General features: G+C 66.0%; 27 protein-coding genes. 19 read left to right on the plus strand and 8 right to left on the minus strand.

The window, feature by feature from the left end:
• Positions 1-5: 5 nt before the first annotated feature.
• From QTH97_RS20530 to QTH97_RS20540, 3 genes are all read right to left on the minus strand, one after another.
• Positions 6-764, minus strand: coding sequence for a sulfite exporter TauE/SafE family protein (locus QTH97_RS20530; protein WP_286570299.1), 759 nt, complete (start codon positions 762-764; stop codon positions 6-8).
• A gap of 299 nt (positions 765-1,063) precedes the next feature.
• Positions 1,064-2,692, minus strand: a complete 1,629-nt coding sequence (locus tag QTH97_RS20535; RefSeq protein WP_286570300.1) for a GMC family oxidoreductase — start codon at positions 2,690-2,692, stop codon at positions 1,064-1,066.
• A gap of 184 nt (positions 2,693-2,876) precedes the next feature.
• Positions 2,877-4,388 (minus strand): CoA-acylating methylmalonate-semialdehyde dehydrogenase, encoded by a 1,512-nt coding sequence (locus tag QTH97_RS20540; RefSeq protein WP_286570329.1) that lies wholly within the window; start codon positions 4,386-4,388, stop codon positions 2,877-2,879.
• Between the two features lie 194 nt (positions 4,389-4,582).
• Here QTH97_RS20540 and QTH97_RS20545 point away from each other — a divergent pair, with 194 nt between their 5' ends.
• The 5 genes from QTH97_RS20545 to QTH97_RS20565 are packed head-to-tail and all read left to right on the plus strand — an operon-like array spanning position 4,583 to position 8,761.
• A complete protein-coding gene (locus QTH97_RS20545) occupies positions 4,583-5,752 on the plus strand; it encodes an MlaE family ABC transporter permease (RefSeq protein WP_286570301.1) in 1,170 nt (389 codons plus the stop codon).
• Positions 5,749-6,606 (plus strand): ABC transporter ATP-binding protein, encoded by an 858-nt coding sequence (locus QTH97_RS20550; protein WP_286570302.1) that lies wholly within the window; start codon positions 5,749-5,751, stop codon positions 6,604-6,606. The genes QTH97_RS20545 and QTH97_RS20550 overlap by 4 nt, the downstream gene beginning before the upstream one ends.
• 5 nt (positions 6,607-6,611) lie before the next feature.
• The gene (locus QTH97_RS20555) at positions 6,612-7,589 is read left to right on the plus strand and encodes an MlaD family protein (RefSeq protein ID WP_286570303.1); all 978 of its coding nucleotides are present in this window, start codon (positions 6,612-6,614) and stop codon (positions 7,587-7,589) included.
• Positions 7,590-7,600: 11 nt separating this feature from the next.
• Positions 7,601-8,281, plus strand: a complete 681-nt coding sequence (locus tag QTH97_RS20560; RefSeq protein WP_286570304.1) for an ABC-type transport auxiliary lipoprotein family protein — start codon at positions 7,601-7,603, stop codon at positions 8,279-8,281.
• 15 nt (positions 8,282-8,296) lie between these two features.
• Positions 8,297-8,761 carry a metallophosphoesterase family protein gene (locus tag QTH97_RS20565; protein WP_286570305.1) on the plus strand — a complete coding sequence of 155 codons (465 nt, stop codon included), beginning with the start codon at positions 8,297-8,299 and terminating at the stop codon, positions 8,759-8,761.
• 9 nt (positions 8,762-8,770) lie between these two features.
• On the opposite strand, the gene QTH97_RS20570 is transcribed toward QTH97_RS20565, so the two are convergent.
• The gene (locus tag QTH97_RS20570) at positions 8,771-9,412 is read right to left on the minus strand and encodes a MarC family protein (RefSeq protein ID WP_286570330.1); all 642 of its coding nucleotides are present in this window, start codon (positions 9,410-9,412) and stop codon (positions 8,771-8,773) included.
• Between the two features lie 14 nt (positions 9,413-9,426).
• Positions 9,427-10,173 (minus strand): SDR family oxidoreductase, encoded by a 747-nt coding sequence (locus QTH97_RS20575; protein ID WP_286570306.1) that lies wholly within the window; start codon positions 10,171-10,173, stop codon positions 9,427-9,429.
• 74 nt (positions 10,174-10,247) lie between these two features.
• On the opposite strand from QTH97_RS20575, the gene QTH97_RS20580 reads away from it, so the two are divergent.
• Genes QTH97_RS20580 through QTH97_RS20590 form a run of 3 tightly spaced genes read left to right on the plus strand, consistent with a single transcriptional unit; the run spans position 10,248 to position 12,452 of the window.
• Positions 10,248-10,847, plus strand: coding sequence for a 2-hydroxychromene-2-carboxylate isomerase (locus QTH97_RS20580; RefSeq protein ID WP_286570307.1), 600 nt, complete (start codon positions 10,248-10,250; stop codon positions 10,845-10,847).
• 23 nt (positions 10,848-10,870) lie between these two features.
• Positions 10,871-11,554 (plus strand): dienelactone hydrolase family protein, encoded by a 684-nt coding sequence (locus tag QTH97_RS20585; protein ID WP_286570308.1) that lies wholly within the window; start codon positions 10,871-10,873, stop codon positions 11,552-11,554.
• Between the two features lie 25 nt (positions 11,555-11,579).
• Entirely contained in the window at positions 11,580-12,452 is an 873-nt protein-coding gene (locus QTH97_RS20590; RefSeq protein ID WP_286570331.1) for an amidohydrolase, read from the plus strand.
• Here QTH97_RS20590 and QTH97_RS20595 read toward each other — a convergent pair.
• Positions 12,445-13,407 carry a LysR family transcriptional regulator gene (locus tag QTH97_RS20595; RefSeq protein ID WP_286570309.1) on the minus strand — a complete coding sequence of 321 codons (963 nt, stop codon included), beginning with the start codon at positions 13,405-13,407 and terminating at the stop codon, positions 12,445-12,447. The two genes, QTH97_RS20590 and QTH97_RS20595, sit on opposite strands and share 8 nt — an antisense overlap.
• A 173-nt stretch (positions 13,408-13,580) precedes the next feature.
• On the opposite strand from QTH97_RS20595, the gene QTH97_RS20600 reads away from it, so the two are divergent.
• Both QTH97_RS20600 and QTH97_RS20605 read left to right on the plus strand, forming a co-directional pair.
• Positions 13,581-13,931, plus strand: coding sequence for an alpha/beta hydrolase (locus tag QTH97_RS20600; protein WP_286570310.1), 351 nt, complete (start codon positions 13,581-13,583; stop codon positions 13,929-13,931).
• A gap of 210 nt (positions 13,932-14,141) precedes the next feature.
• Entirely contained in the window at positions 14,142-14,510 is a 369-nt protein-coding gene (locus QTH97_RS20605) for a DUF4148 domain-containing protein (RefSeq protein ID WP_286570311.1), read from the plus strand.
• Positions 14,511-14,584: 74 nt separating this feature from the next.
• Here QTH97_RS20605 and QTH97_RS20610 read toward each other — a convergent pair whose 3' ends face one another.
• Positions 14,585-15,727 carry a magnesium transporter CorA family protein gene (locus tag QTH97_RS20610; protein ID WP_286570312.1) on the minus strand — a complete coding sequence of 381 codons (1,143 nt, stop codon included), beginning with the start codon at positions 15,725-15,727 and terminating at the stop codon, positions 14,585-14,587.
• Positions 15,727-16,731, minus strand: a complete 1,005-nt coding sequence (gene hemB, locus QTH97_RS20615) for a porphobilinogen synthase (protein WP_286570313.1) — start codon at positions 16,729-16,731, stop codon at positions 15,727-15,729. Before hemB ends, QTH97_RS20610 begins: the two co-directional genes overlap by 1 nt.
• 334 nt (positions 16,732-17,065) lie before the next feature.
• Here hemB and QTH97_RS20620 point away from each other — a divergent pair, with 334 nt between their 5' ends.
• From QTH97_RS20620 to QTH97_RS20660, 9 genes are all read left to right on the plus strand, one after another.
• Positions 17,066-17,494, plus strand: coding sequence for a CopD family protein (locus QTH97_RS20620; protein ID WP_286570314.1), 429 nt, complete (start codon positions 17,066-17,068; stop codon positions 17,492-17,494).
• A 5-nt stretch (positions 17,495-17,499) separates the two neighbouring features.
• Entirely contained in the window at positions 17,500-18,615 is a 1,116-nt protein-coding gene (locus QTH97_RS20625) for a VanZ family protein (protein ID WP_286570315.1), read from the plus strand.
• Positions 18,616-18,670: 55 nt separating this feature from the next.
• Entirely contained in the window at positions 18,671-19,024 is a 354-nt protein-coding gene (locus QTH97_RS20630) for a (2Fe-2S) ferredoxin domain-containing protein (RefSeq protein WP_286570316.1), read from the plus strand.
• Positions 19,025-19,034: 10 nt separating this feature from the next.
• Positions 19,035-19,667, plus strand: coding sequence for an alpha/beta hydrolase (locus QTH97_RS20635; RefSeq protein ID WP_286570317.1), 633 nt, complete (start codon positions 19,035-19,037; stop codon positions 19,665-19,667).
• 22 nt (positions 19,668-19,689) lie between these two features.
• A complete protein-coding gene (locus tag QTH97_RS20640) occupies positions 19,690-20,859 on the plus strand; it encodes a D-alanyl-D-alanine carboxypeptidase family protein (protein WP_286570318.1) in 1,170 nt (389 codons plus the stop codon).
• Between the two features lie 146 nt (positions 20,860-21,005).
• Positions 21,006-21,383, plus strand: coding sequence for a 30S ribosomal protein S12 (gene rpsL / locus QTH97_RS20645; protein ID WP_028249584.1), 378 nt, complete (start codon positions 21,006-21,008; stop codon positions 21,381-21,383).
• Positions 21,384-21,525: 142 nt separating this feature from the next.
• A complete protein-coding gene (gene rpsG, locus QTH97_RS20650; protein ID WP_286508375.1) occupies positions 21,526-21,999 on the plus strand; it encodes a 30S ribosomal protein S7 in 474 nt (157 codons plus the stop codon).
• A gap of 88 nt (positions 22,000-22,087) precedes the next feature.
• On the plus strand, positions 22,088-24,190 hold the full coding sequence (gene fusA, locus QTH97_RS20655) for an elongation factor G (RefSeq protein WP_286570319.1): 2,103 nt from the start codon (positions 22,088-22,090) through the stop codon (positions 24,188-24,190).
• A gap of 112 nt (positions 24,191-24,302) precedes the next feature.
• The coding region (locus tag QTH97_RS20660) for a GTP-binding protein (protein WP_007829589.1) at positions 24,303-24,408 on the plus strand (106 nt) is incomplete at its 3' end.

The following is a 24,408-nucleotide window of genomic DNA, read 5'->3' on the forward strand; positions in this document are numbered from 1 at the left end:
GGGCCTCAGCGAAGAAACGCGTCGTACGCCGTCTTCAGGATCAGCGCGCCGACCACGACGATGAACACCTTGCGCACGAAGCCTGCGCCGTGCTTGATGGCCACCCGTGCCCCGATCACGCTGCCCGCCACGTTGGCCACCGCCATCACCAGCCCGTAGTGCCACAGCACGTGGCCCTTGAGCCCGAGCAGCAGCAAGGCGCCCAGGTTGGTCATGGTGTTGAGCAGCTTGGCCGAGGCGGCGGCATTGAGGAAGTCGTAGCCCAGCCAGCGCACGAACAGGAAGACGAAGAAGCTGCCCGTGCCGGGGCCGAAGAAGCCGTCGTACACGCCGAGCGCGAAGCCGATCGCGGCAGTGGCGATCAGCTCGGCATGGCCGCTGAAGCGCGGCGTGTGGTGGCGGCCCATATCCTTGCGCGCGAGCGTGTAGAGCAGCAGCACCACGAGGATCACGGGCAGCAGCTTGCGCAGAAAATCGCCCGGGACGACCGTCACGGCCCACGCTCCGGTGATCGAGCCCGCGAAGGCGAGGGCGCCCGCCGGAAGCAGCGTGCGCCAGCGAAGGCCGACGCGATGGTGGAACTGCGCGGTGGCCGCCGCCGTGCCCCAGACCGAGGCGCTCTTGTTGGTGCCGAGCAACGTCGCGGGCGCCGTGCCGGGCAGCACGCTGAACAGCACCGGCACCAGGATCAGGCCGCCTCCCCCCACGATTGAATCAACGAAGCCCGCGAACAGCGAGGCGAGGGTCAGCACCACGATTTCCATGGGGCCGGATTGTCTCACCCGGTTTCGCTATCGATTTCGTAGCAACGGAGTCAGCGCCCGTGTAGGCAGCAGGTACCAGATCGCCCAAAAGAAAAGGCGCCGACCAGCGGCGCCTTGTTCAAAAAAACGGCATCTCGTCCGGATGCCTTTTGTCGATTGTTCTGGTTCTGCTGAAGATGTCTCCTCGGTCCCCCGCGCTGCGGGGCAGGCCCGTTTGCGAGTGGCGTGACTTTAGTTCGGCGCACCGTGCCAGTGCATCGGGGATTACCCGTCAGTGCAACAAATAGAAACGCGAAAAATCAACGTGCCGCCTCGCGGACCCAGGCAGCGGCCTTCTCCGCCATCATCAGCGTGGGGCTGTTGGTGTTGCCGCTGGTGATGGTGGGCATCGCGCCGGCATCGACCACGCGCAGCCCCGCGACCCCGCGAACGCGCAGGCGCGCATCGAGCACCGCCATCGGGTCGTCGTCGCGGCCCATCTTCGTGGTGCCGACCGGATGGAAGATGGTGGTCGCGATGTCGCCGGCCAGGCGCGCGAGTTCGTCGTCGCTCTGGTACTGCACGCCGGGCTTCCATTCCTCGGGGCCGTATTTCGCGAGGGCGGGTTGGGCGGCAATCCTGCGCGTGACGCGCAGCGAATCGGCGGCGACCTTCCGGTCCTCGTCGGTGCTCAGGTAGTGGGGCGCGATGGCGGGCGCATCCTCGAAGCGGGGGCTCTTGATGTGCACGGTCCCGCGGCTGGTCGGATTGAGGTTGCACACGCTGGCCGTGAAGGCCGGAAAGCTGTGCAGCGGCTCGCCGAAGGCATCGAGCGAGAGCGGCTGCACGTGGTATTCGAGATTGGGCCACTCGTGCGCCGGCGAGCTGCGCGTGAAGGCGCCGAGTTGCGACGGCGCCATGCTCATCGGGCCGCTGCGCTTCAACAGGTACTCCATGCCGATCTTTGCCTTGCCGTAGAGCGAGGAGGCCAGCACGTTGAGCGTGGGTGCGTCCTTGATCTTGTAGACGGCGCGGATCTGGAGGTGGTCCTGCAGGTTGGCGCCCACGCCCGGCGCGTCGAGCGCGACCTCGATGCCGTGCTGGCGCAACAGGTCGGCCGGCCCGATGCCGGAGAGTTGCAGGATCTGGGGTGAGCCGATGCTGCCGGCGCAGAGGATGACCTCGCGCGTGGCATGCGCCGCCACGGATTCGTGGCCGTCCCACACCTGCGCGCCGGTGCAGCGCCGGCTACCGTCGGCCTGCGTTTCGAGGATGAGGCGCGACACCTGGGCACCGGTCCACAGCTCGAAGTTCGGGCGGCCGTAGCAGGTCGGACGCAGGAAGGCCTTGGCCGTGTTCCAGCGCCAGCCGTTCTTCTGGTTGACCTGGAAATAGCCCACGCCCTCATTGCTGCCGCGGTTGAAGTCCGTGCTGTGGGGCACGCCCGCCTGCACGGCGGCTTCGGCGAAGGCATCGAGGATGTCCCAGCGCAGGCGCTGCTTTTCCACGCGCCACTCGCCGCCGGCACCGTGCAACTCGTCGGCGCCGAGGTAATAGTCCTCGTGCTTCTTGAAGGCGGGCAGCACGTTGTTCCACCGCCATTCGTCGTCGCCGGTGAGCTGCGCCCACCGGTCGTAGTCGCGCGACTGGCCGCGCATGTAGATCATCCCGTTGATGCTCGACGAGCCGCCGAGCGTCTTGCCGCGCGGGTAGCGCAAGGTGCGGCCGTTCAGTCCGGCATCGGGCTCGGTGTTGTAGAGCCAGTCGGTGCGCGGATTGCCGATGCAGTAGAGATAGCCGACCGGGATATGGATCCAGTGGTAGTCGTCCTTGCGGCCGGCCTCGATCAGCAGCACGCGGCATTGCTTGTCGGCGCTCAGGCGATTGGCCATCAGGGCACCGGCGGTGCCGGCGCCGATCACGATGTAGTCGAAGGTGGTGTCGCTCATTGCCGTTGGCTTGTCTCTGCTTGTTGTTGGTGAATGTCGCCCGCCAGTATGCGGCCGCCGCTGGCCCCCCGCGCCCGCCGCCACCCCCTGCGGCCGCCGCCGGGCCGCCCCAAGGCGAGCCGCGCCTCCCCCTCGGGGGGTGGCGAATTACACGCAGCGCAGCGAAGTGAAAAGCCGGGGGGCTCTATTTAGCCGTGGGCATCACGAACTCGGCGCCCTTGCCGATGCTCTCCGGCCAGCGCTGCATGATCGACTTCTGCTTGGTGTAGAAGCGCACGCCCTCTTCGCCATAGGCATGCATGTCGCCGAAGAGGCTCTTCTTCCAACCCCCAAAGCCGTGCCACGCCATCGGCACCGGAATCGGTACGTTGATCCCGACCATGCCGACCTGGATGCGCCGCGAGAACTCGCGCGCCACGTTGCCGTCGCGCGTGAAGCAGGAGACGCCGTTGCCGAACTCGTGCGCGTTGATCAGGTCCACCGCTTCCTTCAGGTCGTGCACCCGCACGCACGAGAGCACCGGGCCGAAGATCTCTTCCTTGTAGATGCGCATGTCGGGCGTGACGTGGTCGAACAACGTGCCGCCCATCCAGAAGCCTTCCTCGCAACCTTCGCCCGCGCTCTTGCCTTCGAAGCCGCGTCCGTCCACGACCAGCCTGGCGCCTTCCTTCTCGCCTTGCGCGATGTAGCCGGTGATGCGCTCGTGCGCCGCGCGCGTGACGATCGGGCCCATCTCGGCGTCCAGCTCGGTGCCGTTCTTGATCTTGAGCGCCTTCGCGCGCTCCGCCAGCAGCGGCAGCACCTTGTCGGCCGCGTCGCCCACGAGCACCGCGACGCTGATCGCCATGCAACGCTCGCCGGCCGAGCCGTAGCCGGAGCCGATCAGTGCGTCCACCGTCTGGTCGATGTCGGCGTCGGGCATCACCACCATGTGGTTCTTGGCGCCGCCGAGCGCCTGCACGCGCTTGCCGTGGCGCGCGCCGGTCTCGTAGATGTAGTTGGCGATCGGCGTCGAGCCGACGAAGCTGATGGCCTTGACGTCCGGGTGCTCCAGCAGCGCGTCGACGGCTTCCTTGTCGCCCTGAACGACGTTGAACACGCCGTCGGGCAGGCCGGCTTCCTTGAGCAGCTCGGCCATGCGCAGCGAGGGGCTCGGGTCGGTCGGGCTGGGCTTGAGCACGAAGGTGTTGCCCGCCGCGATCGCGACCGGGAACATCCACATCGGCACCATCACCGGGAAGTTGAAGGGCGTGATGCCCGCCACCACGCCGAGCGGCTGGCGCAGCGTCCAGTTGTCGATGCCGGTGGAGACCTGGTCGGTGTAGTCGCCCTTCAGCAATTGGGGGATGCCGCAGGCGAACTCGACGATGTCGATGCCGCGCGTGACCTCGCCTTGCGCGTCGGTGAAGACCTTGCCGTGCTCGGCAGTGATCAGGTGCGCCAGCTCGTCACGGTGCTTGTTCAGCAGTTCGAGGAACTTGAACATCACGCGCGCGCGGCGGATCGGCGGGGTGTCGGCCCAGGCGGGGAATGCGGCCTGCGCGGCGGCGACCGCCGCGTCGATGTCGGCTCGGTTGGCGAGCGCCACGCTGCCGGTCGCGGCGCCGGTGGCCGGATTGAACACATCCTGGGCGCGCGAGGATTTCGGGGCGGCGACGCGGCCGCCGATGTAGTGGTGGATCGGGGTCTTGCTCATCTGCATGGCGTTCTCCTGCCGGCGCGGAGGCCGGCTGATTGCTGAAAGGGTGTGGGTTCGGCGCAGCCGGACATTGTGGCAAACGGCCGAGCGTTGCGCGAACGCCTACGCCGATGGGGGTGGATCGGGAGGCTCGGCGCAGACGCACCCGGTTACGATGTTGCGTCCTTCGCCGCCGCACCCCACTCCGCTCCATGCCCATCGACCCGCCATCGCCCGCCACCGCGCCCGACGCGGCCAGCGTGCAGCCGCGCGTCGAGGAGCACGACCACGAAGGCGCCCACTGGGCCATCGCGAGCGGCCGCTGGACCGCGCTGGCGATGTCATCGCCCAGCGCCTGGGAGTCCGTCTCGCAGGACCTCGAGTGCGTCCCCGCGCAGGACGATCGGCGCTGGGACTTGCGGCCCATCGAGCAGCTCGATCACATCGGTGCCCAGCTGCTCTGGAACCACTGGCAGAAGGCCTGGCCGCCGCACCTCGAAATGGATTCGCAGCACAAGGCCGTGCTCGACCAGGTTGCGCTCTATACCTGCACGGCGCCTGTGGATACGGGACCGACGCTGGCGGACCGCTTCAAGGCGTTCGTGCACAACGGGCCGCGCATGATGTTCGTGGCGCGCGACTTCCTCCGCCTCATCGGCCAGCTCACCCTCGATGTCGGCAAGCTGATCCGCGCGCCGCACCGCGGCCCGTGGCGCGACTTCTCGGGCCAGCTCTACCAGTTCGGGACGACGGCGCTGCCCATCACGGCTCTGGTGGGATTGCTCATCGGCATCGTGCTGGCCTACCTGACGTCCCAGCAGTTGCGGCAGTACGGCGCCGAGACCTTCATCGTCAACATCCTCGGCCTCTCGCTGATCCGCGAGCTGGGGCCGGTGCTGGCGGCGGTGCTCATCGCCGGGCGCTCCGGCTCGGCCATCACGGCGCAGATCGGCGTGATGCGCGTGACCGAGGAACTCGACGCCATGCGCGTGATGGGTATCCCGCACGGCTTCCGGCTGGTGATGCCGCGGGTGCTGGCGCTGGCCATCGCCATGCCGTTGATCAGCATGTGGACCTCGATGGCGGCATTGTTCGGCGGCATGATCGCGGCCGACCTGTCGCTCGACATCTCGCCGTCGTACTTTCTCTCGGCCCTGCCGCGCGCGGTGCCGCTGTCGAACCTCTGGCTGGCGATGTCGAAGTCGGCGGTGTTCGGCATCCTGATCGCGCTGATCGGCTGCTACTTCGGCATGAAGGTGAAGCCCAACACGGAGAGCCTCGGCCGCGGCACCACGTCCTCGGTCGTGACCTCCATCACCATCGTGATCCTGGTCGACGCATTGTTCGCCGTGCTGTTCAGGGGCGTGGGATTGCGCGCATGACTGATACGCCGAACGACAACGATGCGAAGAGCGTCGTGGAAATCCGCAAGCTCTGGACCGTGTTCAAGTCGCCCGACGGCGACCAGGTGGTGCATCGCGATCTCGACCTGACGATCATGCGCGGCGAGGTGCTCTCGCTCGTGGGAGGTTCCGGTACCGGCAAGACCGTGCTGCTGCGCCAGATCCTCGGGCTGGAGCATCCGACGAAGGGCCAGGTCAGCGTGCTGGGCCGGCCGCCGGGTCAACTCAGCGCGATGGGGGCGGCCAACGTCGGCATGCTGTTCCAGCATGGTGCGCTGTTTTCCGCCTTCAGCGTGCTCGACAACATCGCCTTCCCGTTGCGGGAACTCAAGCTGCTGCCGGACGACCTGATTCGCGATGCCGCGCTGGTCAAGCTGCAGATGGTCGGGCTGAGTCCGCAGCAGGCGACCAAGAGCCCGTCGGACCTGTCGGGCGGGATGATCAAGCGCGTGGCGCTGGCGCGGGCGCTGATCATGGACCCGCCGCTGCTGCTGCTCGACGAGCCCACCGCCGGCCTGGACCCCGAAAGCGCCGACGGCTTCTGCGACCTGCTGCGCGGCCTGCACCGCGAGCTCGGCCTCACGGTGGTGATGGTCACGCACGACCTCGACACCTTGTTCGACCTGAGCACCCGCATCGCGGTGCTGGCCGATCAGAGGGTCATCGTCGCCGGGACGGCGCGCGACGTGATCGCGTACCCGCATCCGTTCATCCACGAGTACTTTCTCGGCGGCCGTGGCCAGCGTGCCATGGAAGCCCTGCATGACGGGTCGGCGCCCGTGGCCCTCGCAGGACGGCCATCCGGCAGCCAGACCCCATCAACTGAAAGGTAGATGCCATGGAAAACAAGGCCCACGCCCTCGCAGCCGGCGCCTTCGTGCTCGGCCTGATCGCCGTGCTCATCGCGCTGGTCGTCTGGCTCACGCGCGACAACACCGTGCGCAACCTCTATGAACTCTCCACGCGCGATGCAGTCAGTGGCCTGCAGCCGCAGGCGATGGTTCGCTACCGCGGGATCGCCGTCGGCAAGGTCGCCTCGATCGACTTCGACCCCAAGGTGAAAGGCAACGTGCGCGTGCGCATCACGGTCGACGAGCGCGTGCCGCTCACGACCTCGACCTTCGCGACGCTCAGCTACCAAGGCGTGACGGGTCTGGCCTTCATCGCGCTCGACGACAAGGGCGAATCGCAGGTGGCGCTGGTTCCCGACAACGACGAGCCGCCGCGCATCCCGCTCAAGCCCTCGCTGCTCGCGCAACTGCAGGATCGCGGCGAGGCGATCATCGGCAAGGTCGAGGAGGCGACCCGGCGCGTCAACACGCTGCTGGGCGACGACAACCAGAAGCGCATCGCCGACGCGCTGGAGAGCATCTCGCTGGCCGCGGCCAGCGCCAACCAGCTCACGCAGTCGCTGGACAACACGGTCAAGACGGGGCTCAACCCGGCGCTGAAGGCCCTGCCGCCGCTGGTGGACAGGACCAAGGACACGATGGTGACCGTCAAGGCCGCCGCCTCCGACGTCTCCCGCGTGGCGAACAATCTCAACACCACCGTCGGCCGTCTCAACGCCGCGGACGGGCCGATCGAACGGTTGGGGGACGGCACCAAGGCGCTTTCGCAGGCTGTCGCGTCTTTCAACAATGCGACGCTGCCGCGCGTGAATCGCGTGGCGGACGACACGTCCCGCGCCGTACGCCGGCTCGGGCGTGCGGCCGATGGCATCAACGACAACCCGCAATCGCTGCTGTTCGGCAACGGCGGGACCGTCGCGGGCCCGGGTGAGCCCGGCTTCTCCGCACCGGCCGCTCGTCCTTGAAGGTCAAGACCATGAACGACGCATTGAAGAAGTTCGCTACCGCCGTGCCATGGGCGCGGCTCCCCGGCCTCGGAGCGATGACGGTGCTGCTGTTGGCGACGGGCTGCGGCGCGCTGCCCGACAAGCCGGCCCGCGCCACGCTCTATGACTTCGGGCCCGGCACTGTGTCCGGTGCGCCGGCTTCGACCGCCGCCAAGACTGCGCTGCCGCCGATCGCGCTCGCCGAGATCGACGCCACCTCCCGGCTGGACGGCACGCAGATGCTCTACCGCCTCGGCTATGCCGACGCCAATGAATTGCGGCCCTATGGGCAGTCGCGCTGGAGCCAGGCGCCGGCGCAACTGCTGCGCCAGCGCGTGCGCGAGGCGCTCGCCGTCGGCCACACGGTGCTGGGTCCCGAGGAGAGCGCCACCATCGCGCGCACCGAAGGCCGCGTGCCGGACACGCTGCGCATCTCGCTGGAAGAGTTCAGCCAATTCTTCGAATCGCCGACAAGCAGCGTGGGGCTGGTGCGCATCAGCGCCACGCTGATTCGCAGCAATCCCGGCGGCGACCGCGTGATGGCGCAGCGCACCTTCACCGCACAGCGTCCCGCACCGAGCAACGATGCGCCGGGCGGCGTGAAGGCGCTCGTGGCTGCCAGCGATGCGGTCGCGGCCGAGTTGGTCGCGTGGGTAGACCAGACCCGCTGACGCACGGCCGACCGCATGCAACGCATCGGCCTGATCTCCGACACGCACGGGCTGCTCCGGCCCGAAGCGCTGGCTTTCCTGCAGGGCTGCGACCACATCGTCCATGGCGGCGATATCGGCTCGCAACGCATCCTCGATGACCTCGCCGCCATTGCGCCGGTGAGCGCCGTACGTGGCAACAACGACGCCGCGCCGTGGGCGGAGGCGGTGCCGGACACGGCCTTGATCGAAGTCGGTGGGCTGCGCCTCTACGCCATCCATGACCTGGCGGACCTGCGCATCGACCCGGCCGCCGAAGGCGTTCGCGTCGTGGTGTCCGGGCATTCGCATCGGCCGTTGGCGCAGATGCGCGGCGACGTGCTCTACATCAATCCGGGAAGCGCGGGGCCGAGACGTTTCCGCCTGCCCATCGCCGTGGCCGAACTCCTGCTGGACGGCGCCACCGTCACGCCGCGTCTCGTCGAACTGACGGTGGCGTAGGGCGCTCGATCAGAGTGCCCGGCGCAGCACCGGGAACAGCGTGCCGAGCCCATCGGCCATGACCTCGACGGCCAGCGCCGCGAGGATCAGGCCCATCAGCCGGGTCATCACGTTGATGCCCGTCTTGCCGAGCACCCGCGCGATCGGCTCCGCGAGCGAGAAGGTGACGCCGGTCGCGAGGCCGATCACCACGCCGTAGCCGACGAGGATCGCCAGCTCCCAGATGTGCTGCGTCCGGTCGGCGAAGATGACCACGGTCGACATCGTGGCCGGGCCGGTCAGCAGCGGAATGGTCAGCGGCACCACCGCGATCGAGGCGCCGAGCGAGGCCTTCACCTCCGTGGCGCGGATCTCGTCCTTGCTGGTCTTTGATTCGGCAGGCTGTGCGTTGAGCATGTTGAGCGAACTGATCAGGAGCAGCATGCCGCCACCGACCTGGAAGCTCGCGATCGAGATGCCGAAGAAGGACAGGAGCTGCAACCCTATGAGCGCGCTGACCGCGATCACCACGAAGGCGCTGAAGGCCGACACCCAGGCAGTGCGCTTGCGCTGGTGCTCCGTGCATTCCTGCGTGTAGTGGATGAAGAAGGGGACGATCGCGAGAGGGTTCACGATGGCCAGCAGCGTGATCAGCGGCTTGATCAGGTCCATCGTGGGCGTGGCCATCAGCGACCGCCCGTCACGTCGAGGGAAGTCCCGGTGACATAGCTTGCCTCGTCCGAGAGCAGCCAGACGATGCCGTTGGCGACTTCCTCGGCGCTGCCGGTGCGCTTCATGGGCACCGTCGACGCGAGCTGGAACGCGCGGTCGGGGAGTCCGCCGGAGGCGTGGATCTCGGTGTCGATCAAACCCGGCCGAACCGCGTTGACGCGGATGCCTTCGTCCGCGACCTCCTTCGCCAGCCCGACGGTGAAGCTTTCGATCGCCCCCTTGCTCGCGGCGTAGTCGACGTACTGGCCCGGCGATCCGAGCCGGGCTGCGGCGCTCGACAGGTTGACGATGACGCCCCCGCTGCCGCCGTGCCTGGTGCTCATGCGGCGCACGGCTTCGCGGGCGCAGACGAAGCTGCCGATCACGTTGATGCGCAGCATGCGTTCGAGCCGCGCGACGCTCATCTCGTCGACCCGCGCCTGCATGTCGACCACGCCGGCGTTGTTGACCAGGGCGGTGAGGCGGCCCAGCTTGGCGTCCACCTTCTCGAACATCGCCAGCACCTGCGCCTCGTCGCCGACGTCGGCCTGCACGGTGATCGCGGTGCCCCCGCCCGCGCGGATGGTTCGCACCACCTCGTCGGCGGCCAGCGAGTTGCTCGCGTAGTTGACCGCGACCGCGTAGCCACGCCGGGCCGCCTGCAAAGCCGTTGCGGCGCCGATCCCTCGGCTGCCTCCGGTGATCAAGAGCACCTGGTCCAAAACCCACCTCCTGCACAGAAGCCGTGCGTCAGTTAAAACCTGTCCGCACGGATTAAATCACCGAGGAGACGCTCTTGAGCCGCAGCATCGACTACTACTTCACGCCCCAGAGTCCCTGGACCTATCTGGGCCATGCGCGCTTTGCCGCCCTTGCGAAGTCGTCCGGCGCCACGGTCCGGGTGCGCCCCATCGATTTCGGCGCCGTGTTCCCGGTGTCGGGCGGCCTGCCGCTCGGCAAGCGCGCGCCGCAACGGCAGGCTTACCGGCTGGTGGAGTTGGCGCGTTTCTCGCGGCATCTCGACATCCCTCTCAATCCCAAGCCCAAGTTCTTTCCGGTGCCGAGCGACGATGCGGCCAAGCTGATCGTCGCCGTCGACCTGCATGACGGCACCGATGCAGCGATGAAGCTCTGCGGCTCGGTGTTCGCCGCCGTGTGGGTGCAGGAGCGTAATATCGCCGACCCGAAAGTGCTGGAGGCCCTGGCCGTCGAATGCGGGCTCTCGGCCCGCCGCATCGAACAGTCGCAAAGCCAGACCGTGCAGGAGCGCTACGAGGACTACACGCAGCAGGCCATCGACGCCAAGGTGTTCGGCGCGCCGAGCTACGTGATCGACGGCGAGATCTTCTGGGGGCAGGACCGCCTGGATTTTGTCGAACGGGCATTGAAGCAATAACCACCAACCACAGGAGTCTGACCATGGGTCAATTCATCGATCTCACCGCCAAGGACGGCTTCACCTTTCCCGCCTATGTCGCAGAGCCTTCGGGCAAGCCCAAGGGCGCCGTCGTCGTGGTGCAGGAGATCTTCGGCATCAACTCGCACATCCGCTCGGTGGCCGATGGCTATGCGGCCGACGGCTATCTCGCGGTCGCGCCTGCGACCTTCCATCGGGTGAAGCAAGGTGTCGAACTGGGCTACTCCGAGGACGACATGAAGGATGGCTTCGCGCTGAAGATGGCTGTCGAGGCATTGCCCGCCCCGGGCGTGATGCAGGACCTCCAGGCCGCTGTCGACTATGCGTCGAAGGCCGGCAAGGTGGGCATCGTGGGCTACTGCTGGGGCGGCCTTCTCACGTGGCGGTCGGCCGAGCAACTGTCGGGCCTGGCGGCTGCCGCGCCGTACTACGGCGGTGGCATGACGACGCCTGAGGAAACCGCGCGCAAGCCCAAGGTGCCCGTGCTCGCGCATTTCGGCAAGAAGGATCACTGGATTCCCGTCGAGACGGTCGAGGCCTTCAAGAAGGCGCATCCGGAAATCGAGGTCCACATCTACGAAGCCGACCACGGATTCAACTGCGACCAGCGAGGTTCGTACAACGCCGAGTCGGCCAGGCTGGCGAAGGAGCGCACGCTGGCGTTCTTCGGCAAGCACATCGGCTGATCCGGTGCCGGGCGTGTCGGGTTCCATGCGCGCCGCATGGGTTGCCATCGCGATGGTCCTCGCGCCGGTCGCCCAGGCGGCCGACTGGACGGGGCCGCTCTTCGACACGCACCTGCACTACAACCAGGAAGCCTGGGACGGCAACACGGGGCCTTACCCGCCAGCCGATGCGCTGGCACGCATGCAGCGCAACGGCGTCAAGGCCATCGTCGCCAACTCACGCCCCAATGCCGGAACGAAGACGCTCGCCGCTGCGCGCGAGACGCGTGAGGCCGGCGTGGCGGTGGTGCCCTTCGTGAGGCTCTATCGGAACCGCGCCGACTACGACAACTGGTTCCGCGACGACAGCATCTACGAAATGGTCCAGACCGAACTCGCCCTCGGCACCGCGAGCGGGCCGTACAAGGGGCTGGGGGAATTCCATCTCTACGACAGCGCCAATGCCAACGGGCCGGTCGCGAAGAAGCTGATCGTCCTGGCGGAGCAGAAGAAGCTCGCGGTGCTGGCGCACGTCGACGACGTGGCGATCGATCTGCTGATGGCCCATGCGCCCTCCGGCGGGCGGACGCTGCGCATGATCTGGGCCCACACGGGCATCGGCGGACCGCCCGTCGCACGGGTGCAGGCGCTGCTCGAGCGCTATCCGCTGCTGATGGGAGAACTGTCCTATCGGCCGGGGCTCACCTGCGACGGCGGCGTGCTGTGCCCTGAATGGCGCGCGCTGATCCTCAAGTTCCCGGGTCGCTTCATGGTCGGCTCCGACACCTGGGTCAACCAGCGCTGGAGCGCCTACGACGAGATCATGCGCGGCTACCGAACATGGCTCGGCGACCTGCCGCCCGACGTCGCGCAGCGCGTCGCGTGGAGCAACGCGGCCGCGCTGTTCGACGTCAGGTAGCCGCCGGCTGGCTGGCGTTGCGCTTGCCGGCCGTGCGCACGGTACGTGCGGGCGGCTTGTCGGAAGGCTCAGGTTCGCGCACTTTCGCTTCCAGGAAGTCCAGCAACGCGCGCAGGGCGGCGCTGTTGTGCCGGCGCTGCGAATAGGCCGCATACAGCCAGAGGTCGCGCGGCATGTAGTCCTTCAGCACAGGCACCAGCGCACCGCGCTCGATATGCGACTGCGCCATCATCGTCGGAACGCACACCGCGCCCAGCCCGGCGAGCGCCACGCCGATCAGCGGCGCGGCGTCGTTGGCGTCCATGCGGCTGTGCACCGGCACGCTGTACGGCTCGCCGTCGACCTCGAAAGGGAGATGCGGCGCGCCGCCGGCGAGCGAATAGGTCAGCACGTCGTGCCGGCGCATGTCATCGGGCTTCCTGGGCAGGCCGCGCTTCGCCCAGTAGCCGGGGGTGGCGCAGAGTGCGAGATCCATGAGCCGCAGTCGGCGCACGATGAGGTTCTCGTCGCGAATGCGGCCCAGGCGCAGGGCAATGTCCACGCCCTCCTCGACCAGGTCGATCACGCGGTTGCTCAGGTGCAGGCTCACGTGCACGTCCGGGTAGGTCGCCATGAATTCGCCGACGATGCCCGGAAAGGTGCTTTGCCCGAGGCCATGGGGCGCCGTGATCCGGAGCCGTCCGCGCGGGTGGCCCGCATGCTCCTGCAGTTCGGTCTGCGTGAGTTCGACCATCTCCATCAGCGGCTTGCTGCGTTCGAGCAGGAGATGCCCCGCGTCGGTCAGGCTGACCGAACGTGTCGAACGATTGAGCAGGCGCACGCCGAAGCGCTCTTCCAGCTGCGCTACGTATTTGCTGACGTTCGCCTTCGACATGCCCAATGTGGTGGCGGCCCGGGAAAAGCTGCCACGTGCGGCGACTTCGCGAAAGGCTTTCAGCAGGTCAAGACCGTCCATTCGACTTCCATTGTTTCGATTTGATGAACACCGTGGTTCTTTTTGCTAGGGTTTCCACCTACATTTTGGGTGCAAACTCCGTCTTCACAGAGCAGCCCAGGCTGGTCTGAGTGATCAGGCACTGACAAGGTGGCCCGTTCAACATCATCCAAAGCCAACAAAAGGACATTGAAATGAAGACCTCGAAGATCATCGCCGCCGCCGCTCTCACGATTCTCGCCGCCGCTGGCGCGCAAGCCGAGACCTATGAAGGCGTGCACGCCCCCGTGTCGGCCAACAGCCGTGCCGAAGTGAATGCGCAAGCCGTCGTCGCCGCCCGTAGCGAAAACCCGTACGCTGACGCCGTGTCGTCGCGTGTTGCCCCGGCCCTGACCGCTTCGGCCGACCGCGCAACCATTCGTGCCCAAGCCGTCGCTACCGCCCACGAAGCCAACCAGAACCTGGACCGCAAGGCTTTCGTGAACAGCGTGATCCCCTCGCAATACAAGATCGCCCGCCCGGTGACGCAGCAAGCCGGTCTCTGATCCGCGACACCCATGAAGGCCGGGCCGTGCGAGAGCGCGGCCCGGTTTTTTCTTTGGCGCCGGCTTTTCGCACGGGATTGTTTCGAACCCGGAAACACGGTGTCTCGTTTCTCGGTGTTTTCCCGTAGGCATTTCACTGGAGACTCGCCGCACAGGCCAGCGACAGCGAGCCTGGTTTTGACAACAAACTCCGACGAACAAGGAACTGAAATGAAGACCTCGCACATCCTCGCCGCTGCCGCTCTGTCGATCCTCGCCGCCGCTGGCGCGCAGGCCGAAACCTATGATGGCGTGCACGCCGGCGCTTCGGCCAAGAGCCGCGCCGAAGTCAACGCTGAAGCCGTGAGCGCCGCTGCCGCCGCAGACCAGAACATCCCCCGCGGTTCGCGTGGCGCCGAGCGCTTCACCCCGACCGCCGACCCGGCTGCAGTTCGCGCGCAGGCCATCGCGACCGCGAACGCCGTGGACTCGAATGTGGTCCCTGGCTCGAAGTACAACAGCCGCGTGATCTCGACCATGAACAAGTCGGTCGACACCCGCGTCCAGGCGCAAAAGGACGGCGCGGCCACGGCCAAGTAATCCTCCAGGCTTCGGCCTGACAAGAAGCCGGATGGTGCGCAGCGCCACCCGGCTTTTTCTTTGCCGTTCAGTTCCTAGTGCGGCCGCGCCAGGTAGCGCTTGCGCCAGAACACGACCACGAGCACCACCGCGATCACGCCCATGGATCCCATCGCGATCCAGAAGCCATCGGCCTTGTGCACGAGCGGGATGAACTCGAAGTTCATGCCGAAGATGCCCGCGATCAGGTTGAGCGGCAGGAACACGGCGGTGAGCACCGTCAACACCCGCATGATGTCGTTCGCGCGATGGCTCTGGACGCTGAAATGCATCTGCACGGCGGTTTCGGCGTTCTGCTCGAGCCGCCGCACGTGGTGCACCACGCGCTCGATGTGTTCCAGCACGTCGCGGCTGCGGACCATGACAAGTTCGTTTTCGCGCTGCTCGATGGCGCCAGCCGGCGTTGGCAGGGTTTCGAGGGAATCGATCCAGTCCTGGATGCAGGCGCGCTGGTCCTCGCAGATCTCGTCCAGATGGTGCAGCGACTGCCGGGCACCCATGAGTTCGCTCCAGTTCGTGAACCGGCTCCGGGGGTCGATCAGCTCGGCCTGCCAGTGATCCAGTTGCCGGGTCAGCTCTCGCCGGAGATCGAGGTAGGCATCGACGATCTGGTTGACGACTCGCAGCATGAGATCCGCCGGACTCGAAGGGATTCGCGCGGAGATGGCGCGCACGTCCAGGGCGGGCAGGGCCGGGCGACCGCGGTCGCCCGGCGCGGCCGCGGCAAGCAGCTTGGCGGCGAAGGCATCGCGCACGGCGCCGTCTTCGGGGTGGACCGACAGCAGGACGCGATCGAACACCGCAAAGCCCACGGGCCGCGTGTCGACGCGGCGGAGCACGGGTGGGCCGCCATGCCGGGCTGCGGGCTCATCGGCTTTCGGTGACTGGTCCGTCCCGTTGGAGGCGGCCAGGCGTCGAAAGACGAGAAGGTCGTACTGCGACGTGTAGTCGTAGCGCGACGGCAGTTGGTCGTTGAGCAGGTCGCTCACGTGCAGGTCGACCAGATGGGTGTTGCAGAGCGATTGCAGGACATCCTGCACCTGGGGGAGCGAGGCGCGGAACTCCTCCCGCGTCATGGACAGCCACAGGTAGCCTTGCTCGCAGGCTCCCGGTGCGGCCATGGGAGCGAGCGCGTCGTGTTCGCTGACCCGCGTGCCTTCGATCTTGAAAATGCGCATCAAGCCTGCTTCAGCAATCGGGCGGCATCGAGCGCGAAATAGGTGAGCACTCCGTCGGCACCCGCGCGCTTGAAGGCCAGGAGGCTTTCGAGCACCACCGCGTCGTGGTCGAGCCATCCGTTCTGGGCGGCGGCCTTGAGCATCGCGTACTCGCCGCTGACCTGGTAGGCGAAGGTCGGCACGTGGAACTCGTCCTTCACCCGCCGCACGATGTCCAGGTAGGGCATGCCGGGCTTCACCATCACCATGTCGGCGCCCTCGGCGATGTCGATCGCGACCTCGCGCAGCGCCTCGTCGCTGTTGCCCGGGTCCATCTGGTAGACCTTCTTGTTGCTCTTGCCGAGGTTGGCGGCCGAGCCGACGGCATCGCGGAAGGGGCCGTAGAAGGCGCTCGCGTACTTGGCGCTGTAGGCCATGATCCGCGTGTGGATGTCGCCACGCGATTCGAGCGCGTTGCGGACCGCGCCGATCCGGCCGTCCATCATGTCGCTCGGCGCGACGATGTCCACGCCGGCCTGCGACTGCGCCAGCGCCTGCTTGACCAGCACTTCGACGGTCGGGTCGTTGAGGATGTAGCCCGTGTCGTCGAGCAGGCCATCCTGGCCGTGGCTGGTGTAGGGGTCCAGGGCGACGTCGGTCATGACGCCGAGTTCCGGAAAGCGCGCCTTCAGCGCGGCGACGACGCGCGGAATGAGGCCCTCGGGATTGAAGGCCTCGTCCCCGGCCGGGGTCTTCAGCGACGCATCGACGACGGGAAACAAGGCCATGACGGGGATTCCCAGCGCCACGCATTGCTCTGCCACGGGCAGCAGCAGATCCAGGCTGAGCCGTTCGACGCCAGGCATGGACGGGACCGCATCGCGACGCTTGCTTCCTTCCTGCACAAAGACGGGATAGATCAGGTCGTGCGGCGAAAGCATGTGCTCACGTACGAGATTGCGCGTGAAAGCATCCCTGCGCAACCGGCGCGGCCGGCCGGCGGGAAATGGGGCATGAAGGGTCATGTCGAAAATTGTGCCCCAACGACTCGGGGCGTCGTGGGCGAATGCTTCTGTACGACTTTTCGTTGGAAACATGCTCAAAACAATCTGTCAGTATTGTTTTTATCAACCAAAAGGTCAAAAAAAGTCACTGGTTGCTTGATAGGTTGTTTTGCCTTTGTTAAATTCTGTCCTGGGCGGCTTGCCGCTCCCCGCTTTTCCTCCCTGAGCGGGTGCCTTGATGTGTGACAGCAAAAGGGCTTCCCAGCCCGGCGTTCGACGCCGGGCTTTTTTTTGTGCGTCGCATCCTGACCATTGCCCAAGTTGGCGCCGGAAAGGGCCCACTTAAACTGCCGCCATGCTCTGGGTCAAATCGCTGCACATCGTCTTCATCGCCAGTTGGTTCGCGGGCCTTTTCTATCTGCCGCGAATCTTCGTCAACCTGGCGATGGTGGCTCCGGAATCCGTCGCCGAACGCGCGCGGCTGGTGCTCATGGCGCGCAAGCTGTTTCGCTTCACCACCTTCCTGGCGGTGCCGGCGCTGGGGTTCGGCCTGTGGCTCTGGCTGGGCTACGGCATCGGGCGCGGCGCGGGCAATGGCTGGATGCATGCCAAGCTGGCACTGGTGCTGGTTGTGATCGGCTATCACCACGGCTGCGGCGTGCTCCTGCGCCGCATCGCGGCGGGCAACGACCAGCACAGCCATCGCTGGTACCGGTGGTTCAACGAACTGCCCGTGCTCCTGTTGCTCGGTATCGTGGTGCTGGTCGTCGTCAAGCCTTTCTGAGCGCTGTGGCAACGCAGCAGCACAAGTCCGTTGCCTTGCCGCTGGCGCTCGCGTACGCGGCGCTCATCGTCTACGCGAGCCTCTATCCTTTCGCGGATTGGCGCGACCAGGGCATTGCGCCCTGGGCCTATCTGGCCGCTCCCTGGCCCAGGTACTGGACCGGCTTCGATTTCGGGATCAATGTCGTCGGCTACATGCCACTCGGCTTCCTGGCCGCGATCGTCGTGCTGCGCACCCGTCCCGAGGCGGGCGTCGTGGGAGCCGTGCTTCGCGCGTCGGTGGTGGGCGCGGCGATCGCGTTCGCCATGGAAACGCTGCAAAGCTACCTGCCGGCGCGCATTCCTTCCAATGTGGACCTCGGCCTGAACGCCGCCGGCGCGTTGGCGGGTGCAGTGCTCGCGGCGGCCCTCGAACGATTCGGCGCGGTGGCCCACTGGCATCGGACCCGCTCCAACTGGTTCGTCGAGGATTCGCGCGGCGGTTTGGTGCTGCTGGCCTTGTGGCCCCCGGCCTTGCTGTTCCCGGCCGCGGTCACCTTCGGGCTCGGGCAGGTGTTCGAGCGGGTCGAGACGGCGATTTCCGAATGGCTGCTCGATACGCCGTTCATCGACTGGCTGCCGGTGCGCCAGTTCGAGCTCGAGCCCCTGGTGCCCGGCGTTGAACTGCTGTGCGTCATGCTGGGCGCCCTGGTGCCGTGCCTGCTCGCTTTCCTGATCACGCATTCCATCGCACGGCGCGCCATTCTCCTTCCGCTCACGCTGCTGGGCGGCATGGCGGCAACGGCGCTGTCCGCCGCGCTCAGCTACGGGCCGGAGCACGCCTGGGCCTGGCTGAGCCTGCCGGTCCAGATCGGCATCGCGGCAGCGTTGTTCGTCGGCGTTCTTCTCTTGGGGGCGCCTCGCCGCTTCTGCGCGGCCCTGCTGCTCGTCGCGCTGGTGGTGCACCTGAGCCTGCTGAACCAGGCGCCCGAAAGCGCCTATTTCGCGCAAACGCTGGCAACCTGGGAGCAGGGGCGCTTCATCCGCTTTCACGGGCTCGCCCAGTGGCTGGGATGGCTGTGGCCTTTCGCAACGCTCGGCTACGTGCTGATGGCGCTGTCCAGCCGCGCGAAGGGCGCCTGAGCGCGAACCGACCCTGCTGACGCATGGCCGCGGCGACGCTCAATAGAATGGATCGATGTCCAGTTCAAGCACCCCCGCGCCTGCGGGCTACTACGGTCGCCACATCTTCTTCTGCCTGAACGAACGCAAGAGTGGCGAAGACTCCTGTTCCAAGCACAGCGCGCAGGAGGGTTTCGACCGCTGCAAGTCGCGAGTCAAGGAAGAGGGTCTGGCCGGGCCCGGCAAGGTCCGCGTCAACAAGGCGGGTTGCCTGGATCGTTGCGCGGGTGGTCCGGTTGCAGTGGTCTATCCCGAAGCGGTCTGGTACACCTACGTCGACAAGGACGACATCGACGAGATCGTCGAGTCCCACTTGAAGAATGGGCAGGTCGTCGATCGCCTGTTGCTTCCCCCCGACGTCGGACGCTGAGGCCGCCCCGATGAATTCCCGCACCGAGAAGCATCGATTGACGGGCGCCGCAGGTGCCATCGAGGTACTGCGCGATCCCGCTGCCGACGGAACCCCCGCACTGGGCGTCGCCGTGATCACCCACCCGCATCCGCTCTTCGGCGGCACGATGGACAACAAGGTCGTGCAGACGCTGGCGCGTGCTTTCGTCGCCTGCGGCTGGACGGCCGTGCGTTTCAACTTCCGCGGCGTGGGCGCGAGCGAGGGCGTCCACGACGAAGGTCGGGGCGAGCGCGAGGACATGCTCGAGATCGTCCGGCAACTGGCGCCCGAGGGGCCGCTGGCCATCGCGGGCTTTTCGTTCGGCGCCTTCGTCGCCAGCGGTGCCATCGAAACGCTCTGGGCCGCGCGCGACATCCGCCATGTCGTTCTCGTCGGCACGGCCGCGTCGCGCTTTGCGGTCTCGACGCTGCCGCCCGACTCGCACGAACGCACGCTGGTCGTCCACGGCGAGCACGACGACACCGTGCCGCTTGCGGCGGTGATGGACTGGGCCCGGCCGCAGTCACTTCCTGTCACAGTCGTTCCAGGAGGCGGACATTTCTTTCACGGACAATTGCCGCTGCTGAAGAATCTTGTCGTCCGCCATCTCCGCGCGGGCTAGTTTTCGTCTCACGCACCCCCCCATGAATCGTTTGTTCAAGACGCTGCGCGCGTTGGCAGTGACCGCCGCCGCATCCGTTTGCCTGATCGCCGTCGCCCAGGTGCCGGCGCCACCCGAGGTCGCGGCGCGCAGCTACCTGCTGCTCGACGTCACCGCCAACCAGTTGCTGGCGCAAAAGGACATCGACAGCCCGGTCGAGCCCGCCTCTCTGAGCAAGCTGATGTCGGCCTACCTGGTCTTCGACGCGCTCAAGGCCAAGAAGATCAACCTGCAGCAGACGTTGCCGGTCAGCACGCGTGCCTGGAAGATGCCCGGCTCGCGGATGTTCATCGACCCGAAGATGCAGGTGCCGGTCGAGGACCTGATCAAGGGGCTGATCGTCCAGTCGGGCAACGACGCGACCATTGCCCTGGCCGAGGGCGTGGGCGGCACCGTCGAGCACTTCGTCGAACTCATGAACGAGCAGGCCAAGGCGCTCGGCCTGAAGAACACCGTCTACAAGAATCCCGAGGGCCTCACCGCGCCGGGCCACACGACGACCGCACGCGACCTCAGCATCCTGGCGACGCGCCTGATGCGCGACTTCCCGGAGTACATGCACTACTACTCCATCAAGAAGTACCGCTTTCCCGGCACGCCATCGACCAACGACACCAATCGCAACCTGCTGCTGTTCCGCGACCCGACCGTCGATGGCCTGAAGACCGGCCATACGGAAGCCGCGGGCTATTGCATGGTGGTCACGGCCAGGCGCGACTTCCCGAACCTGAGCGGTGGCCGCCGCCTGTTGACCATCGTGCTTGGCGCCGCCAGTGAAAACGCGCGCGCCAATGAATCCCAGAAGCTCCTGAACTGGGGCTTTACCGCCTATGACGCGGTTCGCCTGTTCGACGCCAACCAGGCCGTCGCGACACCGCCGGTGTGGAAGGGCAAGGAAAACACGGTCAAGCTCGGCCGCCCCGAGGCGATCGTGGTGGCGGTCCCGGCCGGGTCCGTCAGCAAGATCAAGACTTACGTGGCGCGCCCGGATCCATTGGTTGCGCCCCTTGCCAAGAACCAGGCCGTCGGCACGCTGAAGGTCTCGCTGGCGGATCAGCCGGTGACAGAGGTGCAATTGGTTGCACTCGACGCCGTGGAACAGGCGGGCCTCCTGGGTCGCGCGTGGGACGCCGTCCGACTCTGGATAAAGTAGCTGTTGCTCGGCTGACGTCAGTGCTATACTCGTGGGCTTTTCGGAAAAAACCGAAGGGTTTCACGTTTTCGTCATCTCCCGGCCCCTCGCGTCATGTCACGTCGTGAAGAGGAATCCGGCCGGAGTGTTTTGGGATTTATTCATTCATGCCAACCATCAATCAACTGGTGCGTCAGGGTCGCGAGGTCGAAAAGATCAAGTCGAAGAGCCCTGCCATGCAGAACTCGCCGCAACGTCGCGGTGTCTGCACCCGGGTCTACACCACGACCCCTAAAAAGCCGAACTCGGCGCTGCGTAAGGTCGCCAAGGTGCGCCTGACCAACGGCTTCGAAGTCATTTCCTACATCGGCGGCGAAGGCCACAACCTGCAGGAACACAGCGTCGTGCTGGTTCGCGGCGGTCGTGTCAAGGACTTGCCCGGTGTGCGTTACCACATCGTGCGCGGTTCGCTCGACTTGCAAGGCGTGAAAGACCGCAAGCAGTCGCGTTCCAAGTACGGCGCGAAGCGTCCCAAGAAGGCCTAAGCCTTCCTGTCGTTCAACGGTGTTCGGGTGCCCTGGCAGGCGCGCCGAGCGTAGTGACCCGCTGTTGGGTCGAGTAAGTGAGGGTCTTGTTGGCTCTCGCGGTGCCGGAATCGGCGCCAACTGAAGCAAAGAGGTTAGAAAAATGCCACGTCGTCGCGAAGTCCCCAAACGTGAAATCCTGCCGGATCCCAAGTACGGCAATGTCGAGCTGTCGAAGTTCATGAACGTGATCATGGAAGGCGGCAAGAAGGCAATCGCCGAGCGCATCATCTATGGTGCGCTCGACCAGATCGAGAAGAAGAACCCGGGCAAGGACCCGCTGGAAGCCTTCACCATCGCCATCAACAACGTCAAGCCGATGGTCGAAGTCAAGTCGCGCCGCGTGGGCGGTGCGAACTACCAGGTGCCGGTCGAAGTGCGCCCGGTCCGTCGTCTGGCGCTGTCGATGCGCTGGATTAAGGAAGCCGCCCGCAAGCGCGGCGAGAAGTCGATGGCCCTGCGTCTGGCCAACGAACTCATGGAAGCCACGGAAGGCCGTGGCGGCGCCATGAAGAAGCGCGATGAAGTGCATCGCATGGCCGAGGCCAACAAGGCCTTCAGCCACTTCCGCTTCTAAAGAGTCGTCCCCCTAAAAACAGACAGGCTGGAAGCCCGACCCACCGAGCGCGGTGGGCGGGCTTTCATCCGTTAACGGAGTAATTTTCATGGCACGCAAGACCCCCATCGAGCGCTACCGCAATATCGGTATCTCGGCCCACATCGACGCCGGCAAGACGACCACCACCGAGCGCATCCTGTTCTACACCGGCGTGACCCACAAGCTGGGCGAAGTGCATGACGGCGCCGCCACGACCGACTGGATGGAGCAGGAGCAAGAGCGCGGCATCACGATCACCTCGGCTGCCGTGACCTGCTTCTGGAAGGGCATGGACCATTCGCTGGCCGAACACCGCATCAACATCATCGACACCCCCGGCCACGTGGACTTCACCATCGAGGTGGAGCGTTCCATGCGCGTGCTCGACGGCGCCGTGATGGTGTATGACTCGGTCGGCGGCGTGCAGCCCCAGTCCGAAACCGTCTGGCGCCAGGCCAACAAGTACAAGGTGCCCCGCCTCGCGTTCGTCAACAAGATGGACCGCATCGGCGCGAACTTCTTCCGCGTGCGCCAGATGATGGTCGACCGCCTGAAGGCCAACCCCGTGCCGATCGTGATTCCGATCGGCGCCGAAGACAAGTTCCAGGGCGTGGTCGACCTGCGCAAGATGAAGGCCATCATCTGGGATGAGGCTTCGCAAGGCATGAAGTTCGAGTACCGCGAAATCCCGGCCGAACTGCTCGAGTCCGCCAAGGAATGGCGCGAGAAGATGGTCGAGAGCGCTGCCGAGGCCTCCGAAGAGCTGATGAACAAGTACCTCGAAGAGGGTGACCTCAGCGAGGAAGAGATCACCTTCGGCCTGCGCACGCGCACCATCGCGGGCGAGATCCAGCCGATGATGTGCGGCAGCGCGTTCAAGAACAAGGGCGTGCAGCGCATGCTCGACGCCGTGATCGAACTCATGCCCTCGCCGCTGGACATCCCGCCGGTCGAAGGCACCGATGACGACGAGAAGGAAACCACCCGCAAGCCGGCCGACGAGGAAAAGTTCTCGGCACTGGCATTCAAGCTGATGACCGACCCCTACGTCGGCCAGTTGACCTTCGTGCGCGTCTACTCGGGCGTGCTGAGCAAGGGCGACACCGTCTTCAACCCGGTCAAGGGCAAGAAGGAACGCATCGGCCGTATCGTGCAGATGCACGCGAACGAGCGTCTGGAAATCGACGAAATCCGCGCCGGCGACATCGCTGCCTGCGTGGGCCTGAAGGATGTGACCACCGGCGAAACGCTGTGCGACCCGGACGCGATCATCACGCTCGAGCGCATGGAGTTCCCTGAGCCCGTGATCTCGCAGGCCGTCGAGCCGAAGACCAAGGCCGACCAGGAAAAGATGGGCATTGCGCTGCAGCGCCTGGCTTCGGAAGATCCGTCGTTCCGCGTGCGTTCCGACGAAGAATCCGGCCAGACCATCATCTCCGGCATGGGCGAGCTTCACCTCGAAATCATCGTGGACCGCATGAAGCGCGAGTTCGGCGTGGAAGCCAACGTCGGCAAGCCGCAAGTGGCCTACCGCGAAACCATCCGCAAGACGGTCGAAGATGCCGAAGGCAAGTTCGTTCGCCAGTCGGGCGGCAAGGGCCAGTACGGCCACGTGGTGCTCAAGCTCGAGCCGAACGAAGCCGGTAAGGGCTTCGAGTTCGTCGATGCGATCAAGGGCGGTGTGGTGCCGCGCGAGTACATCCCCGCGGTCGAAAAGGGCGTGATCGAAGCGCTGACTCAGGGCGTGCTGGCCGGCTACCCGGTCGTCGACGTCAAGGTCACGCTGCACTTCGGTTCGTACCACGACGTGGACTCGAACGAAATGGCGTTCAAGATGGCCGCGATCTTCGGTTTCAAGGAAGGCGCCCGCAAGGCTTCGCCGGTGATCCTCGAGCCGATGATGGCCGTGGAAGTCGAGACCCCGGAAGACTACGCCGGCAACGTGATGGGCGACCTGTCCTCGCGTCGCGGCATGGTGCAAGGCATGGACGACATGATCGGTGGCGGCAAGCTCATCAAGGCTGAGGTCCCGCTGTCGGAAATGTTCGGCTACTCGACGACGCTGCGCTCGGCCACGCAAGGCCGCGCCACGTACACGATGGAATTCAAGCACTACTCCGAAGCACCGCGCAACGTGGCCGAAGCCATCGTCGCCTCGCGTTCGAAGTAAGCAAATCCGATCTGTCTGCGACCTTGTGCCTCTCGCTGCCCGTGGCGGGAGAACCAGCAACAAGGTGCAGACGTTAAACCCCACACGGGCACTGCTCTTTCAAGGATAGAAAATGGCAAAAGGAAAATTCACCCGTACGAAGCCGCACGTGAACGTGGGCACGATTGGTCACGTGGACCATGGCAAGACGACGCTGACGGCGGCGATTGCGACGGTGC

This window comes from Variovorax gracilis (assembly GCF_030317115.1).
Lineage (GTDB): Bacteria > Pseudomonadota > Gammaproteobacteria > Burkholderiales > Burkholderiaceae_C > Variovorax > Variovorax gracilis.